Source organism: Pseudomonas marvdashtae (assembly GCF_014268655.2).
In the GTDB taxonomy this organism is placed as follows: Bacteria; Pseudomonadota; Gammaproteobacteria; order Pseudomonadales; family Pseudomonadaceae; genus Aquipseudomonas; species Aquipseudomonas marvdashtae.
The window spans coordinates 650001-672348 of record NZ_JABWQX020000001.1; the positions used below are offsets into that span (position 1 = coordinate 650001).

Consider the following 22348-nt stretch of genomic DNA (forward strand, 5'->3'; position numbering starts at 1 on the left):
TTAACCGAATAGGGGAGGCGTAGCGAAAGCGAGTCTTAATAGGGCGTCTAGTCGCTGGGAATAGACCCGAAACCGGGCGATCTATCCATGGGCAGGTTGAAGGTTGGGTAACACTAACTGGAGGACCGAACCGACTACCGTTGAAAAGTTAGCGGATGACCTGTGGATCGGAGTGAAAGGCTAATCAAGCTCGGAGATAGCTGGTTCTCCTCGAAAGCTATTTAGGTAGCGCCTCATGTATCACTGTAGGGGGTAGAGCACTGTTTCGGCTAGGGGGTCATCCCGACTTACCAAACCGATGCAAACTCCGAATACCTACAAGTGCCGAGCATGGGAGACACACGGCGGGTGCTAACGTCCGTCGTGAAAAGGGAAACAACCCAGACCGTCAGCTAAGGTCCCAAAGTTATGGTTAAGTGGGAAACGATGTGGGAAGGCTTAGACAGCTAGGAGGTTGGCTTAGAAGCAGCCACCCTTTAAAGAAAGCGTAATAGCTCACTAGTCGAGTCGGCCTGCGCGGAAGATGTAACGGGGCTCAAACCATACACCGAAGCTACGGGTATCACGCAAGTGATGCGGTAGAGGAGCGTTCTGTAAGCCTGTGAAGGTGAGTTGAGAAGCTTGCTGGAGGTATCAGAAGTGCGAATGCTGACATGAGTAACGACAATGGGTGTGAAAAACACCCACGCCGAAAGACCAAGGTTTCCTGCGCAACGTTAATCGACGCAGGGTTAGTCGGTCCCTAAGGCGAGGCTGAAAAGCGTAGTCGATGGAAAACAGGTTAATATTCCTGTACTTCTGGTTATTGCGATGGAGGGACGGAGAAGGCTAGGCCAGCTTGGCGTTGGTTGTCCAAGTTTAAGGTGGTAGGCTGAGATCTTAGGTAAATCCGGGATCTCAAGGCCGAGAGCTGATGACGAGTTACCCTTTGGGTGACGAAGTGGTTGATGCCATGCTTCCAAGAAAAGCTTCTAAGCTTCAGGTAACCAGGAACCGTACCCCAAACCGACACAGGTGGTTGGGTAGAGAATACCAAGGCGCTTGAGAGAACTCGGGTGAAGGAACTAGGCAAAATGGCACCGTAACTTCGGGAGAAGGTGCGCCGGTGAGGGTGAAGCACTTGCTGCGTAAGCCCACGCCGGTCGAAGATACCAGGCCGCTGCGACTGTTTATTAAAAACACAGCACTCTGCAAACACGAAAGTGGACGTATAGGGTGTGACGCCTGCCCGGTGCCGGAAGGTTAATTGATGGGGTTAGCTAACGCGAAGCTCTTGATCGAAGCCCCGGTAAACGGCGGCCGTAACTATAACGGTCCTAAGGTAGCGAAATTCCTTGTCGGGTAAGTTCCGACCTGCACGAATGGCGTAACGATGGCGGCGCTGTCTCCACCCGAGACTCAGTGAAATTGAAATCGCTGTGAAGATGCAGTGTATCCGCGGCTAGACGGAAAGACCCCGTGAACCTTTACTATAGCTTTGCACTGGACTTTGAATTTGCTTGTGTAGGATAGGTGGGAGGCTTTGAAGCGTGGACGCCAGTTCGCGTGGAGCCAACCTTGAAATACCACCCTGGCAACTTTGAGGTTCTAACTCAGGTCCGTTATCCGGATCGAGGACAGTGTATGGTGGGTAGTTTGACTGGGGCGGTCTCCTCCTAAAGAGTAACGGAGGAGTACGAAGGTGCGCTCAGACCGGTCGGAAATCGGTCGTAGAGTATAAAGGCAAAAGCGCGCTTGACTGCGAGACAGACACGTCGAGCAGGTACGAAAGTAGGTCTTAGTGATCCGGTGGTTCTGTATGGAAGGGCCATCGCTCAACGGATAAAAGGTACTCCGGGGATAACAGGCTGATACCGCCCAAGAGTTCATATCGACGGCGGTGTTTGGCACCTCGATGTCGGCTCATCACATCCTGGGGCTGAAGCCGGTCCCAAGGGTATGGCTGTTCGCCATTTAAAGTGGTACGCGAGCTGGGTTTAGAACGTCGTGAGACAGTTCGGTCCCTATCTGCCGTGGACGTTTGAGATTTGAGAGGGGCTGCTCCTAGTACGAGAGGACCGGAGTGGACGAACCTCTGGTGTTCCGGTTGTCACGCCAGTGGCATTGCCGGGTAGCTATGTTCGGGAAAGATAACCGCTGAAAGCATCTAAGCGGGAAACTTGCCTCAAGATGAGATCTCACTGGGACCTTGAGTCCCCTGAAGGGCCGTCGAAGACTACGACGTTGATAGGCAGGGTGTGTAAGCGCTGTGAGGCGTTGAGCTAACCTGTACTAATTGCCCGTGAGGCTTGACCATATAACACCCAAGCAATTTGCTGATCCTGCATGCAGGGCGCCAGATTGCGGTGTGTGAAGACGAAACGAACCGAAAGTTCGAATCTCACAAAAACACCGAAGCTATCACATACCCAATTTGCTGAAGCGAGGCCAGCCGGCCACGACTCGGTACCCGAATTTCTTGACGACCATAGAGCATTGGAACCACCTGATCCCATCCCGAACTCAGCAGTGAAACGATGCATCGCCGATGGTAGTGTGGGGTTTCCCCATGTGAGAGTAGGTCATCGTCAAGATTAAATTCCGAAACCCCTATCTGCTGACGCAGGTAGGGGTTTTGTTTTGCCTGCAGGAAAGTTCTTACGACAGACACGGACAGGTCCTGGCTGTCACAGCCACCCGACAGTGCTAAGGTTCTGCCCTAGCTTTTGCACTTTTCAAGGATGCCCTTATGCCAGACGCGACGTCCCTCACCCCTGCTTTCATGGTGGTCCATGGGAATCGCCTCGATGAGCTGCGCAGCCTGGTAATCAGCCTGATGCGGCGTTATCCGCTGAGGCCTCTTGAGAATGAAATCGCGCTGGTACAAAGCAACGGCATTGCCCAATGGCTGAAGTTGGCACTGGCAGAAGATCCCCAGGACGATGACACGGGCGGTTGCGGTATTGCGGCTGCCATTGATGTGCAGTTGCCCGGCAGCTTTATGTGGCAGCTCTATCGGATGGTACTTGGCCGTGACGAAATTCCGGCCAAGTCGCTGCTGGACAAGGCTCCGCTCACGTGGAGGCTGATGCGCCTCCTTCCGCAATTGATCGAACAGCCCCATTTCGAACCCCTGCGACGTTTTCTTACCCATGACACGGATTTGCGCAAGCGATACCAACTGTCTGAGCGCCTGGCCGATCTGTTCGATCAATATCAGGTGTACCGGGCCGACTGGCTTGAAGACTGGGCGCAGGGACGACATCAGACGCGAAGCGTCCGTGGTGAAGCCAAGCTGCTTGCTCCGGCAAATTGTTGGCAAGCGGAGTTGTGGCGGGCCTTGTTGCTGGATGTGGGTGAGAAGGGCATGGCTCAAAGCCGAGCAGGGGTCCATCAACGCTATATCGAGCGAATCAATGGCCTGGATGTCGCTCCCCAAGGTCTGCCTGCGCGGGTAATAGTCTTCGGCATCTCCTCGTTGCCAGCACAAGCTCTCGAGGCTCTCGCCGGTCTGTCACGATTCAGCCAGGTTCTGTTGTGTGTTCACAACCCGTGCCGCCACCATTGGGCTGACATCGTGGCCGACAAGGATTTGCTTCGCCATCAATACAAGCGGCAGGCGCGCAAGACCGGCATGCCAGAAATCCTCGACCCGCAAACTTTGCATCAGCACGCTCATCCGCTTTTGGCGGCCTGGGGGAAGCAAGGGCGTGACTACATCAACCTCCTCGACAGTTATGACGATCCAAACACCTATCGTTCGGTATTTCGCGAGGGACGGATCGATTTGTTCAGCGAGAGTGATCCCACGACCCTTCTCAGCCAGCTGCAGGATGACATCCTCGAATTGCGTCCCTTGGACGAAACCCGGGAGCACTGGCCAGCGGTCGATACCGAGCGAGACGGATCGATCCGTTTTCATATTGCCCACAGCGCCCAGCGCGAAGTTGAAATCCTTCATGATCAGTTGCTCGCCCATTTCAGCAAGGACCCGACCCTGCGCCCACGGGATATCATCGTCATGGTCCCGGACATCGACAGTTATGCGCCGCATATCCGGGCAGTATTCGGTCAGCTCGACAGGACCGACCCTCGTTTCATTCCATTCACGCTGACCGACCAGGGCCAGCGTGGACGCGACCCGCTGTTGATCGCCGTCGAGCATTTGCTCAAGCTGCCTGATAGTCGCTTCCCGGTCAGCGAAATCCTTGATTTGCTGGATGTCCCGGCATTGCGCGAGCGGTTCGGCATTGACGAGGCTGACTTGCCGACACTGCACCGCTGGATCGAGGGAGCCGGCATCCGCTGGGGAATGAGCGCCGAGCATCGTGCCGGGTTGGGGTTGCCTGCGGAGCTTGAACAGAACAGCTGGCGTTTTGGCCTGCGTCGCATGTTGCTGGGATACGCGGTCGGCACCTCGCAGGCTTACGAGGACATTGAGCCCTATGACGAAATCGGCGGCCTTGACGCCGCATTGATCGGTCCGCTGGTTGCTCTGCTGGACGCGCTTGAGGTCGCCCATCAAGAGCTTAGCCAACCGGCGTCACCCCAGGATTGGGGCGCGCGTCTGCATGATTTAATGCAGTTGTTCTTCTTGGCGAGCAACGAACATGACGACTACTTGCTGGCCCAACTGGAGGACCTGCGTGAAACCTGGCTGGAAACCTGCGATTCGGTTGGACTGGATGACGAGCTGCCTTTGACGGTCGTGAGAGAAGCCTGGCTGGCCGGGCTGGATCAGGGGCGATTGTCCCAGCGCTTCCTCGCCGGGGCGGTCAATTTCTGTACCTTGATGCCGATGCGCGCCATCCCCTTCAAGCTGGTCTGCCTGTTGGGAATGAACGACGGTGATTACCCGCGAGCGCAACCGCCGTTGGACTTCGACCTCATGGGTAGCGACTACCGACCTGGCGACCGTTCCCGGCGTGAGGACGACCGCTACCTGTTATTGGAAGCGCTGCTTTCTGCGCGGGAGAAGCTTTATATCAGTTGGGTCGGCCGCAGTATCCGTGACAACAGCGAGCGGCCTGCATCCGTATTGATCGGCCAGTTGCGTGACCATCTCGCCAGCGGCTGGCGATTGCCAGATGGCAATAGCGATGGCGAGCTTCTCGAAGCACTGACCCAAGAACATCCTTTACAACCGTTCAGCGCCCGTTACTTTTATCAGGGCGATGATCTGTTCAGCTATGCCAGCGAATGGCGCGCGCTTCACCATAGCCACGACCAGGTCGCCACGCCTCCAATGTTGGCCCCCTACGTCCAGGAAGAACCCTTGGCCCTTGGTCAGTTGCAGGACTTCCTACGCAACCCTGTCCGTCATTTCTTCAGTCAGCGGCTCAAGGTGTTTTTCGAGACCTTTGAAGCTCCGCTGGCCAATGACGAACCCTTCGTCCTCGATGCCCTGCAGCGCTACAGCTTGAGTGACAGCCTGCTCGAGGCTGCTCTCGTTCGCCTCGATCAACCGGATCTGGCCTTGGAGGCTCATGCCCGGAGGTTACAGAACAGCGGCCTGTTACCCATGGCTGGTTTTGGTGAATGCATGCAGCGTGAGTTGGTAGAGCCGCTGCCTGACCTGCTCCAGCGTTACCAGCAGCTCCTGGCGTTATGGCCAACCCCGCTGACAAGCGCGTTGCCTGTCAGCCTGCAACTGAACGATGTCAGCGTAGAAGGTTGGCTCAGCGGCTTGCACCAGCGATCCGATGGTGAAGTCCTGGCCATTACCGCGATCCCGAACAGCATTGGCTCTACCAAGACCCGCAAATGGCATCGCCTGATACGCCCCTGGGTCAACCATCTCGTAGCCTGCGCCAGCGGACTTTCGATGACGACGGCATTGGTCGCCAGCGACGATAGTTTACTACTGGAGCCTTTTGAGGAGCCGGTTGCGCGAAAGCTGCTCGGCGATCTGTTGCAAGCCTGGCAGAGCGGTATGCGCCAGCCTTTACCGATAGCGGTGAAGACGGCTTTCGCCTGGCTCGGCCAGGGCGACCTGGACAAAGCCGAGGCGGCGGCTCGAAAAGCCTATGAAGGCGACGGGTTGACGTTCGAAGGTGAGCGACGCGAAAGCCCGGCGCTAGCTCGACAATATGCCGACTTCGATGCCTTGGTGGCTGACGAAACATTTCCCGATTGGTGCGATGCGCTTTACCGACCGCTAATCGAAGCCCCGTGGCGTTCATTGACCGCCGAGGAAGGACGTCCATGAGCCGGCAAATCCCTTTGGCCCTGGCCTTTCCGCTACGTGGCAGCCAGTTGATCGAAGCCAGTGCCGGGACAGGCAAGACCTTTACCATCTCGGCGCTGTACCTGCGCCTGGTATTGGGGCATGGCGGTCCGGAGAACCGGTTTGGTCGCGAGCTCCTGCCTCCGCAAATCCTGGTGGTGACTTTTACCGACGCCGCCACCAAGGAACTGCGTGAGCGTATCCGCACGCGCCTGGCAGAGGCGGCGCGGTTTTTTCGCGAAGAAATTCCTGCCCCGGACTCGTTGATCACGGCGTTGCGCGACGAGTTCGATTCAGAGCAATGGGCAGCCTGTGCGAACCGGCTCGATATTGCCGCGCAGTGGATGGACGAAGCGGCTGTTTCGACTATCCATAGCTGGTGCCAGCGGATGCTGCGCGAGCACGCTTTCGACAGCGGCAGCCTGTTCACCCAGACCTTGGAAACCGATCACAGCGAACTGCTCGGCGAGGTGCTGCGCGACTACTGGCGACTGTTCTGCTACTCGATGCAGGGCGAAGCGTTGAGCTGGGTGCGCACTCATTGGGGCGGGCCCGCCGCGCTGCTGCCGCGCGTCAGAGGGTTGTTTGCCAGCGCGCGCGGCAATGGCGATGGACTTGCCCCTGCAGAACTCATCGCTGCGTCCCTGCAGGAACGCAGCGCCGCCTTGCTCGATCTCAAGGCGCCTTGGCGCCAATGGGCCGTGGAGCTATTGGAGATCTGCCAGCAGGGCGTTGCCAACAAAAGCGTCGACGGGCGCAAGATGCAGGCCCGTTACTTCGAGCCGTGGTTTCAGAAAATTACCGCCTGGGTCGAAGACGAAAGCCTTGAGCTCCTGGATATCGGCACCGGCTTCACGCGATTGACGCCCGAGGGCATGGCAGAGGCCTGGAAAGGCGAGGTGCCCAATCACCCCGGACTGGATGCCATGTCGAGCCTCAAGGCCAGCCTGGATGCGTTGCCCACCCCCGAGGCCGCAGTGTTGCAGCATGCCGCGCAGTGGGTCGGGGCGCGCTTCGAAGCGGAGAAACGTCGCCGGGCGGAGATGGGCTTCGACGACATGCTGTTGCGCCTGGACGCGGCTTTGCAGGCTGAGGGCGGGGAGCGCCTGGCGAGCTTGATTCGCGAGCAGTTTCCAGTCGCTTTGATCGACGAGTTCCAGGACACCGATCCGGTCCAGTACCGCATCTTCGAAAGCATCTACCGCATTGGAGACAATGATCCCGAGACGGGGCTTTTCCTGATCGGTGATCCGAAACAAGCCATCTATGCTTTTCGCGGTGCTGACATCTATACCTACCTGCGCGCCCGGCAAGCCACGGCTGGCCGGTTGCATACGCTGGGAACGAACTTCCGTTCCAGTCATGCCATGGTCAGCGCGGTAAACCATGTTTTCCAGAGCGCCGAGTCGCGTCCGCAGGGGCGGGGGGCTTTCTTGTTCCGTGAGCCATCGGGTAACAATCCAGTGCCGTTCCTGCCTGTCGAGTCCCAAGGACGCAAGGAGTCTTTGCGGGTCGCGGGACAGGCCGTGGCAGCCCTGAATATCTGGCACCTGGCTTCGGACCAGCCCATTTCCGGCGCGGTGTATCGACAGCATATGGCCGCTGCTTGCGCCAGTGAAATCACCGCACTGCTTAACGGTGGCCAGTCGGGGCGTGACGGATTTGTCCAGGAAGAAACAATGCGTCGCGGGATCCTGCCGGCCGATATCGCCATTCTGGTACGCGATGGCAAGGAAGCGCAGGCCGTGCGAGGCGAGTTGTCTGCTCGCGGTGTGCGCAGTGTGTATCTGTCGGACAAGGACTCGGTCTTCGCCTCGCAGGAAGCACGGGACCTGCTGACCTGGCTCAAGGCTTGCGCCGAGCCGGATGTCGAGCGACCGCTGCGGGCAGCGCTGGCCAGTATCACCTTGAATTTGCCACTGACAGAGTTGGAGCGCCTCAACCAGGATGAGCTGGCCTGGGAAAGTCGTGTCATGCAATTTCGTGGCTATCGGATGGTCTGGCGCACACAAGGCGTGCTGCCCATGCTGAGGCGTCTGCTGCACGATTTCAAACTGCCCCAGGCGCTGATGACGCGCGATGACGGTGAGCGCGTGCTAACCAATTTGTTGCACTTGTGCGAGCTGTTGCAGCAGGCTGCGGTCGAGCTGGATGGCGAACAAGCGTTGATCCGATATCTTTGCGAACACCTGGCATTGACCGGGCAAGCGGGAGAAGAACAAATCCTGCGCCTGGAAAGCGACGAGCAGTTGGTCAAAGTGGTTACGATCCATAAATCCAAGGGGCTCGAATATCCGTTGGTCTTCTTGCCGTTCATTTGCTCGACGAAACCGGTCGACGGCAGTCGGTTGCCTTTGCATTACCACGATGAAACCGGCCAGGCGCAGATCAGTCTCTCGCCTACCCCCGAGCTGATTATCAAGTCCGATGACGAGCGTCTGGCCGAGGATCTGCGTCTCCTGTACGTGGCGCTCACGCGCGCGCAACATGCGTGTTGGCTGGGTGTCGCCGATCTCAAGCGCGGCAGCAACAACCGATCGATCCTGCATCTGTCTGCCCTGGGTTATCTGCTCGGCGCAGGCGCGCCGCTGAGCGAGTCGATGGGACTGAGGCGGTGGCTGGAAGATCTGCAACAAGGCAGCCAGGCGGTGAGCTGCCTGGAGATGCCGCAGCCCAGCGCCGAACACTACCGGCCCGCCCGCAACGACGCGTTACTGCTCGAGCCGTTGTTGCCCGTGCGTAAGGCCAGTGAAAACTGGTGGATCGCGTCCTATAGCGCATTACGCTTCGGCGACAGCCTCAATGCGGGTAGCGACACCGCACCGGAAAATCCGCAGGCGCAGAAGCTGTTCGATGACGAGCGACTCGACCCGGACGCACCGAGGGAAGCTGTCGCTGCCGGCGGCGATATCCACCGCTTTCCCCGCGGCCCCAACCCCGGCACTTTTCTTCACGGACTTCTGGAGTGGGCCGCCGGCGAAGGCTTTCCAACGACGCCGGCGATCATCGAGGACGCCATTGCCCGGCGCTGCAATCGTCGGGGCTGGAACGGCTGGATCAATACGCTTGGCGATTGGTTGCTGCACCTGATCACAACGCCTTTGCCGAGCGGTGCGGACCAGGCTCCGGTGGTGTTGGGGCAGCTGGAACGATACCAAGTCGAGATGGAGTTCTGGTTCGCCAGCCATAAGGTCGACGTGCTCAAGCTCGATGACCTGGTCTGCCGATCGACCCATGGTGGCGTGGCTCGCATCGCTGCGGAGCCGGTGTTGCTCAACGGTATGTTCAAGGGCTTCATCGACTTGACCTTCGAGCACGACGGTCGTTATTACGTGGCCGACTACAAATCCAACTGGTTGGGTATCGATGATGCGGCCTACACCGAGCATGCCATGGAGCAATCGATCCTGGACAATCGTTACGACCTGCAATACGTGTTGTACCTGTTGGCCCTGCATCGCCAGCTCAAGGCGCGCTTGCCCGACTATGACTACGACCGGCACGTGGGTGGCGCGTTGTACATCTTCCTTCGCGGAACGCGCGCAGCCAGCCAGGGCGTGTACTTCACCAAACCTCCACGAACCCTTATCGAGCAACTCGATCGCCTGTTCCAAGGGGCGCCCGAACCCAAGGCCGAGCCGGCGTGGGTGCAGGGAGAATTGTTATGAGTCGTTCTTTTGCCGATCTGCTGCCCAAGGCGTCCGATGACGAGAGCCTGATGAACCTGGCGCCCTTGGGGCACGCCAATGACCTGTTATTGTTGCTCACGCGGTGGGTGGAGCGCGGTTGGCTGCGGGCACTGGACAAGGCTTTTGTCGCGTTTCTCCATGAGTTGGCGCCTGATGACGACCCGCTGGTCTTGCTTGCCGCAGCACTCACCAGCCATCAACTGGGCCACGGGCATGTCTGCCTGGACTTGTTCGAGACACTCAAGGAGCCGGATTTTGCACTGTCATTACCCCCGGAAGGTGACCTGCAAAGCGGGGTATTGCTGCCGTCCCAGGTGTTGCGCACCTTGGAGGGCGCCCATTGGTGCAAGGTCCTGGCATCGAGCCGGCTGGTAGCCCTGGCTGTCGATAAGGGCGAGGAGGCGCAGCAACGCCCGTTGGTACTGTCCGGCAAGCGCCTTTATTTGCGTCGTTACTGGGGATACGAACGACGGATCGATGAAGCGTTGCGCCAGCGACTGGCCGAACATGAAACTGCTCCCGCTGACCTGGGCGAGCGCCTGGCCGGGTTGTTCGGGCCGGCCAGCAAGACAGGACCGATCGACTGGCAGAAACTGGCCTGTGCGTTGGCGACACGGAGCGCCTTCAGCATCGTCACCGGTGGCCCGGGCACCGGCAAGACCACTACGGTCGTGCGCCTGCTCGCCTTGCTGCAGGCACCGGCCGTCGAGGCTGGAAAACCGCTGCGCATTCGCCTGGCCGCACCGACCGGCAAGGCAGCGGCACGCCTGACCGAGTCCATCAGCCAGCAGGTCCGCACGCTGGATGTGACCGATGCCGTGCGCGAACGCATTCCCTGCGAAGTCACTACGGTCCACCGGTTACTGGGCAGCCGTCCTGGTACTCGACATTTTCGTCATCATCGAGGCAATCGATTGCCACTGGATGTATTGGTGGTCGATGAAGCGTCGATGATCGACTTGGAAATGATGGCGAATTTGCTGGATGCGCTGCCGACTCATGCGCGGTTGGTATTGCTGGGGGACAAGGACCAATTGGCTTCGGTAGAGGCCGGTGCGGTACTGGGGGATTTGTGTCGGGATGCCGAGGAAGGCTGGTACAGCCCGCAGACCCTGGCCTGGCTCGAGTCCGTCAGCGGGGAAGACCTGACGGCCAGCGATCTGAAGCAGGACCTCGATGGCGCCCACCCCTTGGCCCAGCAAGTGGTGATGCTCAGGCATTCGCGGCGTTTTGGCGAGGGCAGTGGTATCGGCCAACTGGCTCGCAGGGTCAATGCGCAACAGCCTGAGCAAGCCCGTCAGTTGTTGTCGCAAGGCCAATATGACGACCTGTTTACCCTGGCCTTGAAAAGCGAGCACGACGGGACGCTTGAGCGTTTATTGCTCGACGGCCTGCCAGCCGGGCCACAAGGATATCGGCATTATTTGAGCGTGATGCGGCAACTGCGCCCGGCCATTTCTCGCCCGTTGGAAGATCACTGCTGGGCCGATTGGGCGCGGGATGTCCTGTCGGCGTTCGACGAGTTCCAGCTGCTTTGCGCCGTACGCAAAGGTCCGTGGGGCGTCGAAGGGCTGAATCTGCGAATCACCGCCGCACTGCTCAGGGCTCGCCTGATCGAAAATGATCACCTGTGGTACGAGGGGCGTCCGGTATTGATGACCCGCAACGACTATGGGCTCGGATTGATGAACGGCGATATCGGCATTGCCCTCAAGCTGCCCGAGCGTGACGGGCCTGACGCGGGCAAACAGGTTTTGCGGGTCGCCTTCCCGCGTAACGATGGCCAGGGTGGCGTGCGTTTCGTACTCCCCAGCCGCTTGAATGACGTGGAAACCGTGTACGCCATGACCGTACACAAGTCCCAGGGCTCGGAATTCACCCACACGGCATTGATTCTCCCCGATGCGTTGAATCCGGTATTGACCAAGGAACTGGTGTATACAGCCATTACCCGGGGCAAGCGCTGGTTCAGCCTGATAGAGCCGCGGGCGGGAATATTCGAAGAGGCGGTCCGGCGCAAGGTCAAGCGCTTGAGCGGATTGATGTTGGAATGGGAGCAGGCTGAATGAATGATCAAGCTATAGCGGTGCAAAGTCTCGACCATGAAACGCCTGTTTTTTGTCGGAAGCCTCTATAGGCCATCGTCTCGCTGGCTTTTTGACACTGTGTTATCGTTCCGGCTCGTATCTACAACCAAGAGATTGTCCATGACAACGACGCTATGGGAGACAGTTCGCAGGAAGCGATGCCGGCATTATTTGCCTGCTGCTCTCTTGTGTTTGCTGTCGCCTGTTGCTGTCGCCCAAGATCCACCGTCCACGACCCGAGCCGACCTGCGAGCCGAGGCGGTTGCACAAGTCGTGATGGGCATACTCAGCTATGCTCGCTGGCCTGTGGAGCCAACGCAGCTGCAACTGTGCATCGTCGGGCCGACCCAATACACGGACGATCTTGTCAAAGGCACCATCCAGGCCACTGGTCGGCCGGTGGTCGTGCAACGAGTGCTGGCGGACCATCCAGGCATTCCCACCGACTGCAACGCCGTCTACATCGGCCAGCTGACCAGCGATGAACGCGCCCGCCTGTTTGCCTCTTTGATCGGTAAACCGGTGTTGAGCATCAGCGAGGGCGGCGATCAATGCACTGTCGGCAGCCTGTTCTGCCTGCGGGTCGGTGATGAACAAGTGTCGTTCGAGGTCAATCTCGATTCGGTGGCCCGCAGTGGCGTGCGTATCCATCCGAGCGTGCTGCAGCTATCACGCCGCAGGCCTGCCGCACCATGAATTCGTCCAAACCACGGATTCGTCCTACGTTGGGCTCGGTCATCGGGCGCGGTCATTTGATCGTCGCGCTGGTGGCGATCACCATGGCCAGCGTTTCCCTGACGTTGCTGGGTGTGCTTGCCTTGCGGGTCTATGCCGATCACAACTTGCACCTCATCGCCCGTTCCATCAACTACACCGTGGAAGCCGCCGTGGTGTTCGATGACGCGGCTGCCGCCACCGAAGCGCTTGCCTTGATTGCCAACACCGAAGAAGTGGCCGATGCCCAGGTGTTCAACGAGCACGGTCGACTGCTGGCCCACTGGCAGCGACCGGAAACCGGCCTGTTGTCGGAGCTGGAAATGCACATCGCCAAGGCCTTCCTGGAAAAGCCCATCAGCCTGCCCATCGTCCATCAAGGGCAGAATGTCGGCAGGATCCTGCTGGCAGGACATGGCGGCAGCCTGTTGCGTTTTCTGCTCAGCGGCCTGGCGGGGATCATTTTATGCACGGCGATCAGCGCCTGGGTCGCGCTGTTTCTGGCGCGACGTCAGTTGCGGGCGATCACCGGGCCTCTGCGCAGCCTGGCTGAAGTGGCTCACGCCGCGCGCTGCGAACGCGTCCTGGACCGTCGGGTGCCACCGGCAGACATCGCAGAGCTGGACAATCTGGGCAATGACTTCAATGCGTTGCTCGCTGAACTTGAGTCCTGGCAGACCCATTTGCAAAGCGAGAACGAAACCCTGGCCCACCAGGCCAGCCACGACAGTCTGACGGGGTTGCCGAACCGGGCGTTTTTCGAGGGCCGGCTGATCCGTGCGTTGCGTAATGCCAACAAGCTCGACGAGCAAGTGGCCGTCCTGTACCTGGACAGTGATCGTTTCAAGGGCATCAATGACAACTTTGGGCACGCCGCCGGTGACGCGGTATTGACCGCCGTCGCGACCCGGGTCCGAGCGCAGCTGCGCGAGGATGACCTGGTGGCGCGCCTGGGCGGTGATGAGTTCGCCGTGCTGTTGTCGCCCTTGCACAAGATCGAAGACGCCGAACGTATCGCGGAAAAAATCATCGCCAGCATGGAGATGCCAATTCAACTGCCCGGCAATGCCTCGGTCCTGACCTCCCTCAGTATCGGCATTGCCGTTTACCCAGAGCATGGCGCCACGCCCGGCGCCCTGCTCAGTGCCGCCGATGCGGCGATGTACCAGGCCAAACGCCTCGCCCGAGGCGGCCAACACACGGCGGGGTCGGAGCACTCGGTCGCGGATCTTCAAACCAGGAGCTGAATGCATGCTTTCAAATTCTCGTTTTCCTCTGCTGCGTTACGCGGCATTTTTATGCATCGCGATTTTTACCCTCACCGCATGCCAGACGGCACCGCAGAAAGGGCTTTCCCCGGCGCAAATAGCGGTCCTCAAGGAGCAGGGGTTCAAGTTGACTGACGAAGGCTGGGCCTTCGGTCTTTCCGGCAAGGTGCTGTTTGGCAGCGACGTCGAAAGCCTCAACCCGGCCAGTACCGAGATCGTCGAACGGATCGGCAAGGCACTGCTGGGTGCAGGTATCGAGCGCGTACGCGTCGATGGCCATACCGACGCATCAGGCTCCCAGGCCTACAATGAACAATTGTCGATACGACGGGCCAACAGTGTCGGCAAAGTCTTGATCGGCGTCGGCATGCGCGAAGAAAACGTTCAGTCGCGCGGCCTCGGCAGCAGCCAGCCAGTCGCCTCCAACGACACCGCCAACGGTCGCACCGAGAATCGTCGCGTCGCCATCGTGGTCATCGCCGACTAGTCGGCGAATACCATCTCTCGGCTGGCGCCCATCAGCAATGGCTGGTTCTGTTCGGTCACCTCGCGGATGTAATCCCACAACAGGGTAATCCGCTTGAGCTTCCTCAAATCCTCCCGGCAGTACATCCAGAACTGCCGGGTCACGGTGATTTCCTCTGGCAGTACCGGCAGCAAGCGCGGGTCTTGGGCGGCCAAAAAACACGGCAGGATTGCCAGCGACCGGCCTTGCTGTGCCGCCACGAATTGCGCGATCACGCTGGTGCTGCGCAGATGCGCGTGCGCGCCGGGGAGCACGTTGGCCAGGTAGAGCAGCTCGGAACTGAACGCCAAATCGTCCACATAACTGATGAACGAATGCTTGCCCAAGTCTGCCGGACGGTGAATGGGCGGGTGGTTGTCCAGGTATTGCTGGGTGGCGTAGAGCTGCAGCCGGTAGTCGCACAGTTTGCAGCATACATACGGGCCGTGTTCGGGGCGTTCCAGGGCGATGACGATGTCGGCTTCGCGCTTGGACAGGCTGATGAAGTGTGGCAGCGGCAGGATATCGACGGAAATCGCCGGATAGGCGTCGACGAAGTGGCTCAACTGCGGCGTGACGAAGAAGCTGCCGAAGCCTTCGGTACAGCCCATGCGCACATGACCGGACAGCGCCACTCCTGAACCCGACACCTGCTCGCAAGCCATGTGCAGCGTGCTTTCGATCGACTCCGCATAACCCAGCAACCGTTGGCCTTCGGCGGTCAGGATAAAACCGTTGGTCCGGGATTTCTCAAACAGCAGCGTGCCCAGTGATGTTTCCAGCGAGCTGATGCGTCGGGACACGGTGGTGTAATCGACAGCCAGCCGTTTCGCCGCCGTGCTGGCCTTGCGGGTGCGTGCCACTTCGAGGAAAAACTTGAGGTCGTCCCAGTTCAGCGAACCCAGGGAGGTGATGTTTTTTTGCATGATGGACCGGTTTTTATGTGCGTTCTTATTAGAAGTTTGCACATCTATACTCCAAAAACCGTCTCGTCACCAAGGTGTCTGTGTACCTTGGTCTTTGCTGAACCAGCGCTCTCTTATAAGAACAATCCCGGAGGCCGGCATGAACGTTTCCCTTACGCCCAGCGATACCACTCTGCAAACCGTCAAGTTGTTGATCAATGGCGAGTGGGTTGAATCCCAGTCCAGCGAATGGCATGACATCGTCAACCCGGCCACCCAACAGGTGCTGGCGAGGGTCCCGTTTGCCACTGCGCCGGAAGTCGACGCTGCCATCGCCGCCGCCCAGCAAGCGTTCCAGACCTGGAAGTTGACGCCCATCGGTGCGCGGATGCGCATCATGCTCAAGCTCCAGGCGTTGATCCGTGAGCACTCCAAGCGCATCGCCGCGGTGCTCAGCGCCGAGCAGGGCAAGACCATTGCTGACGCCGAGGGCGATATTTTCCGTGGCCTGGAAGTGGTCGAGCACGCCTGTTCCATCGGCACCCTGCAAATGGGCGAGTTTGCCGAGAACGTCGCCGGTGGCGTGGACACCTACACGCTGCGCCAGCCGATCGGTGTGTGCGCGGGCATCACCCCGTTCAACTTCCCGGCAATGATCCCGCTGTGGATGTTCCCGATGGCCATCGCCTGCGGTAATACCTTCGTGCTCAAGCCGTCCGAGCAGGATCCGCTGTCGACCATGTTGCTGGTAGAGCTGGCCATCGAGGCCGGCGTGCCGCCGGGAGTGCTCAACGTGGTGCATGGCGGCAAGGACGTGGTGGATGCGCTCTGCACCCACAAGGACATCAAGGCGGTTTCCTTCGTCGGTTCGACGGCGGTTGGCACCCATGTCTATGACTTGGCGGGCCGTCACGGCAAACGCGTGCAATCGATGATGGGCGCCAAGAACCACGCGGTCGTGCTGCCGGATGCCAATCGCGAGCAAACCCTCAATGCCTTGGTAGGTGCCGGTTTCGGCGCGGCGGGCCAGCGCTGCATGGCGACCTCGGTCGTGGTGATGGTGGGCGCGGCCAAACAATGGTTGCCGGAACTCAAGGCCCTGGCGCAAAAACTCAAGGTCAACGCGGGCAGCGAGCCGGGTACCGACGTCGGCCCGGTGATTTCCAAGCGGGCCAAGGCGCGCATCCTCGAATTGATCGAAAGCGGCGTGCAGCAAGGCGCGAAGCTTGAACTGGACGGTCGCGACATCAGCGTACCGGGCTTCGAGCAGGGCAACTTCGTTGGCCCAACGCTGTTTTCCGGCGTGACCACCGACATGCGCATCTACACCGAAGAAATCTTTGGCCCGGTGCTGGTGGTGCTGGAAGTCGACACCCTGGATCAGGCGATTGCCTTGGTCAATGCCAATCCATTTGGCAACGGCACCGGCTTGTTCACCCAGAGCGGGGCGGCGGCGCGCAAGTTCCAGAGCGAAATCGACGTCGGCCAAGTGGGCATCAATATCCCGATCCCGGTGCCGGTGCCGCTCTTCAGCTTCACCGGTTCTCGCGGTTCGAAACTCGGCGACCTCGGTCCGTACGGCAAACAAGTGGTGCAGTTCTACACTCAGACCAAGACCGTTACCGCGCGCTGGTTCGATGATGACAGCGTCAACGACGGTGTGAACACCACCATCAATTTGCGTTGAGGAGCCGGACATGAATATCGCATTTATCGGCCTGGGCAACATGGGCGCGCCGATGGCGCGCAACCTGCTCAAGGCCGGCCATTCGCTGAATCTGTTCGACCTGAACCAGACCGTGCTGGCCGAGCTCGCGGCATTGGGCGGCACCATCAGCGCCTCGCCTCGTGATGCGGCGCAAGGCGCGGCGCTGGTAATTACCATGCTTCCGGCTGCCGCTCATGTGCGCAGTGTCTGGCTCGGTGAGGACGGCGTGCTCGCTGGCATCGCCGCCGGCACGCCGGCGGTGGATTGCAGCACCATCGATCCGCAAACCGCCCGCGATGTAGCGGCTGCCGCTGCCAGGCAAGGCGTGGCCATGGCCGATGCGCCTGTCTCGGGCGGCACCGGCGGCGCGGCGGCAGGCACCCTGACCTTCATGGTGGGCGCCACGCCTGAATTGTTCGCGACCTTGCAGCCTGTGCTGGGGCAAATGGGCCGCAACATCGTGCATTGTGGCGAAGTCGGCACCGGGCAGATCGCCAAGATCTGCAACAACCTGCTGCTTGGGATTTCCATGGTCGGCGTCAGCGAAGCGATGGCGCTCGGTGATGCCTTGGGGATCGACACGCAAGTGCTGGCCAGCATCATCAACAGTTCGACGGGTCGTTGCTGGAGCTCGGACACCTATAACCCATGGCCCGGCGTGATCGAGACGGCTCCGGCGGCGCGAGGTTACACCGGCGGTTTCGGCGCCGACCTGATGCTCAAGGACCTGGGCCTGGCCACCGAAGCCGCGCGACAGGCCCGTCAGCCGGTGATACTCGGCGCGGTGGCGCAGCAGTTGTATCAGGCAATGAGCCAACGGGGCGAAGGCGGGAAGGATTTTTCGGCGATTGTGAACAGCTATCGCAAGTCGCAACAGGACCTTTGATATCGAGAGGCTTTTGTGGCGAGGGAGATCCCTCCCTCGCCACACAGGGGGCTCTCGGTTTTTTTGTTTCAGGCAAACACGAAATATTTGCGCACGGTCTCGACCACTTCCCAGGTGCCTTTCATGCCTGGCTCAACGACAAAAATGTCACCGGCCCGCAGGTGAATCGGCGCCATCCCGTCCGGGGTAATCACGCAGTAGCCTTCCTGGAAATGGCAGTACTCCCACTTCACATAATCCACACGCCATTTACCAGGTGTGCAGATCCAGGTGCCCATGATCTTGCTGCCGTCTTCGCTGGTGTAGGCATTGAGGTTGACGGTATGTGGGTCGCCTTCGAGTTTTTCCCATTTGCAGGCATCGAGTACGGGCAGCGGATGGGTGTCGCGCAGGACGGTGAGGGGGGCGGTCATGTGAGCTCCGAAAGGGGCAGGAAAGAACCTGCACCCTAGCGTGGCGCGAGACCTGGCAGATGCCTGTGCTCGACACCGGGCTGTCCAGAAGCGCGCGTCACTCGGCCAAATGCCTGGCCATGGCTTTGGCATACGCGGGCAAACGTTCGAAATTGCGCGCGCATAACAACAATGCCCGGTGTGCCCAGGCTTCCTGCAGCGGGACGCAATGAAACGCAGGCTCGCGCGTGCGGCGCTCAATTGCGGCGTTCGGCACGATGGCAATGCCCGCGCCATGGGCCACCATGCGGATCACCCCGTCGAAACCGTCGGCGCGAATGCGGATCTGCATGCGTGAGCCGAGGTGCAGTGCCTGCTCCTCCAGATGGATTGCCAAGGCGCTTGATGCGTTCAGGCCTACATAGTCGTGGCCGAGGGTTTCGCTGAAACTCGGCGTGCGGCCGTCAGCCAAAGGGTGTCCGGCCGGTAGGATCAAGACCAATGGATCATCGCGAAAAGGCCAGGTTTGAAGGCCGCTGGTATCCACCGCGTCGGAAACGATGCCCAGGTCTGCCGCACCTTGGCGAAGCGCGTGGGTAATCCGGGCGCTGGGCAACTCTTGCTGATCAATGTCGAGGTTCGCATGGGCCTTGAGAAAGCTCGCCAGCAACTCCGGCAGGTATTCGGTCATGGCGCTGGTGTTGCACAACAGCCGCACTCGACCTTTGACGCCTTTGGCGTATTCGCTCAGGTCCTGCTGCAGATGCTCGGCGTGTTGCAGCAGGACCCGGGCATGCTGGGCCAAGGCTTTGCCCGCCGGCGTCGGGGTGACGCCGCGCCGCCCGCGTTCGAGCAAGGCGATGCCCAGGGAGGCTTCCATGGCGCGGACTCGCGCACTCGCCGCCGCCAGGGATAAATGGCTGTTGGCAGCGCCGGCGGTGATATTGCCGGTATCGAGGATGTTCAGGTAGAGCCGCAAGTCAATGAGGTCGAAGTGCATGCAAAACTCCAGCCTCTTGCAGGAAGAGAGGCTGCCTGAGTATATGGCAGATTTTAAAGCAAACGCTCGCGGCGCAGGATACGCCCATGAATACACTTATCGCGTTTTATCAGAACCTCGGCCCAGCGCTGTCTCTATTGGTCATTGGCACCTTCCTGCTGGCCGGCACGATCAAGGGCGTGATTGGCCTCGGGCTGCCGACCATCTCCATGGGTTTGCTCGGGCTGGCTATGGCGCCGACGCAGGCTGCGGCGTTGCTGATCATTCCGGCGACGCTGACCAACGTTTGGCAACTGGCGTTCGGCGGGCATTTGCGAGCGCTTATCCGGCGTTTATGGCCGCTGCTGCTGGCGATTTTCATCGGCACCGGTCTCGGCACGCTGTGGATCGGCATGGTGGGCGGCGCTTGGGCGGTGCGGGCGCTCGGTGCCGCGCTGGTGTTGTATGCATTGAGTGGGCTGTTGTTGCCAACGCTGCGGGTTAACGCCAGCAGCGAACACTGGCTCGCTCCGCTCTGCGGCCTGCTGACCGGTGTGATCACTTCGGCGACTGGCGTGTTCGTCATCCCGGCGGTGCCGTACCTGCAAGCGTTGGGCTTGAGCAAGGATGAACTGGTACAAGCCCTCGGCCTGTCATTCACCGTCTCGACACTGGCCTTGGCGACCGGCCTGCTATGGCGTGGCGCCCTGGGCGGCGGCGAGTTGAGCGCTTCGCTGCTGGCGTTGGTGCCGGCGCTGTTGGGGATGTGGCTGGGGCAATGGCTGCGCCAGCGAATCAGCGCCGTGTTGTTCAAACGGGTCTTTTTCGTCGGCCTCGGCGTGCTTGGCGGCCATCTGTTGATCAGCGGCTAGCCGAGGATGGACTGAGCATGTCGACGCGGCGGATATCGAAGTCGCGTTCCAGATAATCCATGCGCTGCTCAAAGAACTGCTTCATATGCGGCAAGTCCGAATGCACGTCCAGGTCGGCCTTGGACGCCCAGATCTCATAGAAGATGAACAGCGTCGGGTCCTGCTGGTCGCGCAGCATGTGGTATTCGATGCAGCCGGGCTCGGCGCGGCTCGGTTCGACGTAGGCGCGAAATAGCGCTTCGAAGGCTTCGGCTTGTTCGGGGCGGGTCTTGGCGTACAGGATAAAACCGTGCTGCTGGCTCATGGGAGAGTCCTGGAATGACTGTTTGAGTGTATTTTACGGCAACAATCAGCGGCTCATTTTTGCGTATTGGTCAAATCAGTTTTGCCATTGCAGTGCTTACTCCGCGCGTAAGTCCCCGATATTCTGCCGCCATCATTTTCAACCGTCCCTTCGCCACCCGCTCAACGGCGCACGCCAGGGGACCTGATGAGGCTCTTCATGAAAAAAGTCCTGCTGCTCAACGGCGGTAAACAATTCGCCCACTCAGACGGTCGCTACAACACCACTCTTCATGACACGGCGGTCAGCGTATTGGACCGCGGCGGTTTCGATGTGAAAACCACCTTCATCGACGGCGGCTACGACATCAGGGAAGAAGTCGCCAAGTTTCTCTGGGCCGACGTAATCATCTACCAGATGCCGGGCTGGTGGATGGGCGCGCCATGGACCGTGAAGAAATACATCGACGAGGTCTTCACCGAAGGCCACGGCAGCCTCTATGCCAGCGACGGTCGCACCCGTTCCGACGCATCGCAAAAATACGGCAGCGGCGGCCTCGTGCAGGGCAAGCAATACATGCTGTCGCTGACCTGGAACGCCCCGCAACAAGCCTTCGACGACCCGACTGATTTCTTCGAAGCCAAGGGCGTGGACGCCGTGTATTTCCCCTTTCACAAAGCCAACCAATTCCTCGGCATGACCGGGCTACCGACGTTCCTCTGCGTGGACGTGATGAAGCGTCCCAACATCGAAGAGGATGTGGCGCGGTATGAGCGGCATTTGATTGAGGTGTTCGGCCTTTCGCGGTAATCCGGCTAGTATCAGGCTTCACCTGAAGCAGCCTTGGCACATTGGATGTGCACCCATGAGAGGACGCCTGTGAAAGCCAGATCCGACGAGTTGCAGATCTTCGTCTGCGTGATCGAATGCGGGTCGATTTCCGCCGCCGCCGAGCAGGTCGGACAGACGCCATCGGCGGTCAGCCGCACGTTGTCGCGCCTGGAAGCCAAGCTCGATACCACGCTGATCAACCGCACCACGCGCCGCATGGACCTGACCGAGGAGGGGAAATATTTCTTCGAGCAGGCCAAGGGCATTCTCGACCAGATGGACGAGCTGGAAGAGCGCCTGTCGTCCCGCCAGAAGAACCCCGCCGGGCGCTTGCGGATCAATGCCGCCTCGCCGTTCATGCTGCACGCCATCGTTCCGCACATCGAAGAGTTCCGCACGCTCTACCCGGACATCCAGCTCGAGCTCAACAGCAACGACCTGATCATCGATTTGCTTGAGCAAAGCACCGACGTTGCCATCCGCATCGGCACCCTCACTGACTCGACGCTGCACGCGCGGTCGCTGGGCTGCAGTCCGTTGCACATCCTGGCCAGCCCGGCGTACCTCAAGCGGCACGGCACACCTACAAGCGTCGCCGAGCTGGCCGAGCATTCGCTGCTGGGTTTCGCTCAGAACGACGGCCTCAACCAGTGGCCGCTGCGCCACGTTCACGGGGACCGCTGGCCGATCCAGCCGGCTATCAGCGCGTCCAGCGGCGAAACGGTGCGTCACCTGGCGCTGCAAGGGCAGGGCATCGCTTGCTTGTCGGACTTCATGACCCGCGACGACATCAGCGCCGGTCGTTTCAAGGTATTGCTGGCCGATGCCAACAGCGGCTACCGCCAGCCGATCAACGCGGTGTACTACCGCAACTCCCAGCTGGCATTGCGGATCCAGTGCTTTTTGGATTTCATCCAAGGCAAACTCGCCGGGTACGCTTCGCGAGAGTTCAAAGGCTGATTCGTGACTTCAAGGCAAGAGTGATTTGGGCAATGTGGGCTGTTTCGGCAAGGACCGGCCCTCG

General features: G+C 59.9%; 15 protein-coding genes and 2 rRNA genes (1 of these 17 running past the window's edge). 13 read left to right on the forward strand and 4 right to left on the reverse strand.

What is annotated here, in order from left to right:
* From HU742_RS03130 to yfiB, 8 genes are all read left to right on the forward strand, one after another.
* Positions 1–2296: ribosomal RNA gene (locus tag HU742_RS03130) — 23S ribosomal RNA — on the forward strand (it extends 596 nt beyond the left edge of the window).
* Between the two features lie 161 nt (positions 2297–2457).
* Positions 2458–2573: ribosomal RNA gene (gene rrf / locus HU742_RS03135) — 5S ribosomal RNA — on the forward strand.
* 155 nt (positions 2574–2728) lie between these two features.
* The gene (gene recC / locus HU742_RS03140; RefSeq protein WP_186643980.1) at positions 2729–6187 is read left to right on the forward strand and encodes an exodeoxyribonuclease V subunit gamma; all 3459 of its coding nucleotides are present in this window, start codon (positions 2729–2731) and stop codon (positions 6185–6187) included.
* Positions 6184–9873, forward strand: a complete 3690-nt coding sequence (gene recB, locus HU742_RS03145) for an exodeoxyribonuclease V subunit beta (protein ID WP_186643978.1) — start codon at positions 6184–6186, stop codon at positions 9871–9873. Before recC ends, recB begins: the two co-directional genes overlap by 4 nt.
* Positions 9870–11963 (forward strand): exodeoxyribonuclease V subunit alpha, encoded by a 2094-nt coding sequence (gene recD / locus HU742_RS03150; RefSeq protein WP_186639403.1) that lies wholly within the window; start codon positions 9870–9872, stop codon positions 11961–11963. Before recB ends, recD begins: the two co-directional genes overlap by 4 nt.
* 138 nt (positions 11964–12101) lie before the next feature.
* Positions 12102–12677, forward strand: coding sequence for a regulatory sequestration protein YfiR (gene yfiR / locus HU742_RS03155; RefSeq protein WP_186643976.1), 576 nt, complete (start codon positions 12102–12104; stop codon positions 12675–12677).
* Positions 12674–13942 (forward strand): diguanylate cyclase DgcN/YfiN, encoded by a 1269-nt coding sequence (gene dgcN, locus HU742_RS03160; protein WP_186612217.1) that lies wholly within the window; start codon positions 12674–12676, stop codon positions 13940–13942. The genes yfiR and dgcN overlap by 4 nt, the downstream gene beginning before the upstream one ends.
* A 4-nt stretch (positions 13943–13946) precedes the next feature.
* On the forward strand, positions 13947–14450 hold the full coding sequence (gene yfiB, locus HU742_RS03165; RefSeq protein WP_186639407.1) for an outer membrane lipoprotein YfiB: 504 nt from the start codon (positions 13947–13949) through the stop codon (positions 14448–14450).
* On the opposite strand, the gene HU742_RS03170 is transcribed toward yfiB, so the two are convergent.
* The gene (locus HU742_RS03170) at positions 14447–15394 is read right to left on the reverse strand and encodes a LysR family transcriptional regulator (protein WP_186643974.1); all 948 of its coding nucleotides are present in this window, start codon (positions 15392–15394) and stop codon (positions 14447–14449) included. The genes yfiB and HU742_RS03170 overlap by 4 nt on opposite strands.
* Positions 15395–15533: 139 nt before the next feature.
* Here HU742_RS03170 and HU742_RS03175 point away from each other — a divergent pair, with 139 nt between their 5' ends.
* Together HU742_RS03175 and mmsB are read left to right on the forward strand one after the other, a co-directional pair.
* Positions 15534–17060, forward strand: a complete 1527-nt coding sequence (locus HU742_RS03175) for a CoA-acylating methylmalonate-semialdehyde dehydrogenase (RefSeq protein WP_186643972.1) — start codon at positions 15534–15536, stop codon at positions 17058–17060.
* A gap of 10 nt (positions 17061–17070) precedes the next feature.
* On the forward strand, positions 17071–17967 hold the full coding sequence (gene mmsB, locus HU742_RS03180; protein ID WP_186643970.1) for a 3-hydroxyisobutyrate dehydrogenase: 897 nt from the start codon (positions 17071–17073) through the stop codon (positions 17965–17967).
* Between the two features lie 68 nt (positions 17968–18035).
* Here mmsB and HU742_RS03185 read toward each other — a convergent pair whose 3' ends face one another.
* Together HU742_RS03185 and HU742_RS03190 are read right to left on the reverse strand one after the other, a co-directional pair.
* Positions 18036–18380, reverse strand: coding sequence for a cupin domain-containing protein (locus HU742_RS03185; RefSeq protein WP_186639413.1), 345 nt, complete (start codon positions 18378–18380; stop codon positions 18036–18038).
* Between the two features lie 97 nt (positions 18381–18477).
* Positions 18478–19359 carry a LysR substrate-binding domain-containing protein gene (locus HU742_RS03190; protein ID WP_186639415.1) on the reverse strand — a complete coding sequence of 294 codons (882 nt, stop codon included), beginning with the start codon at positions 19357–19359 and terminating at the stop codon, positions 18478–18480.
* 86 nt (positions 19360–19445) lie between these two features.
* Between HU742_RS03190 and HU742_RS03195 the strand changes: the two genes are divergently transcribed.
* A complete protein-coding gene (locus tag HU742_RS03195; RefSeq protein WP_186643968.1) occupies positions 19446–20210 on the forward strand; it encodes a sulfite exporter TauE/SafE family protein in 765 nt (254 codons plus the stop codon).
* Here HU742_RS03195 and HU742_RS03200 read toward each other — a convergent pair.
* Positions 20200–20514: a putative quinol monooxygenase gene (locus tag HU742_RS03200; RefSeq protein WP_186639434.1), complete on the reverse strand. Its 315-nt coding sequence runs from the start codon at positions 20512–20514 to the stop codon at positions 20200–20202. The two genes, HU742_RS03195 and HU742_RS03200, sit on opposite strands and share 11 nt — an antisense overlap.
* A gap of 198 nt (positions 20515–20712) precedes the next feature.
* Here HU742_RS03200 and mdaB point away from each other — a divergent pair, with 198 nt between their 5' ends.
* Both mdaB and HU742_RS03210 read left to right on the forward strand, forming a co-directional pair.
* The gene (gene mdaB, locus HU742_RS03205; RefSeq protein WP_186643966.1) at positions 20713–21303 is read left to right on the forward strand and encodes an NADPH:quinone oxidoreductase MdaB; all 591 of its coding nucleotides are present in this window, start codon (positions 20713–20715) and stop codon (positions 21301–21303) included.
* A 69-nt stretch (positions 21304–21372) separates the two neighbouring features.
* Complete coding sequence (locus tag HU742_RS03210; RefSeq protein WP_186643964.1) at positions 21373–22284, forward strand: LysR substrate-binding domain-containing protein; 912 nt, start codon at positions 21373–21375, stop codon at positions 22282–22284.
* Positions 22285–22348 lie beyond the last annotated feature (64 nt).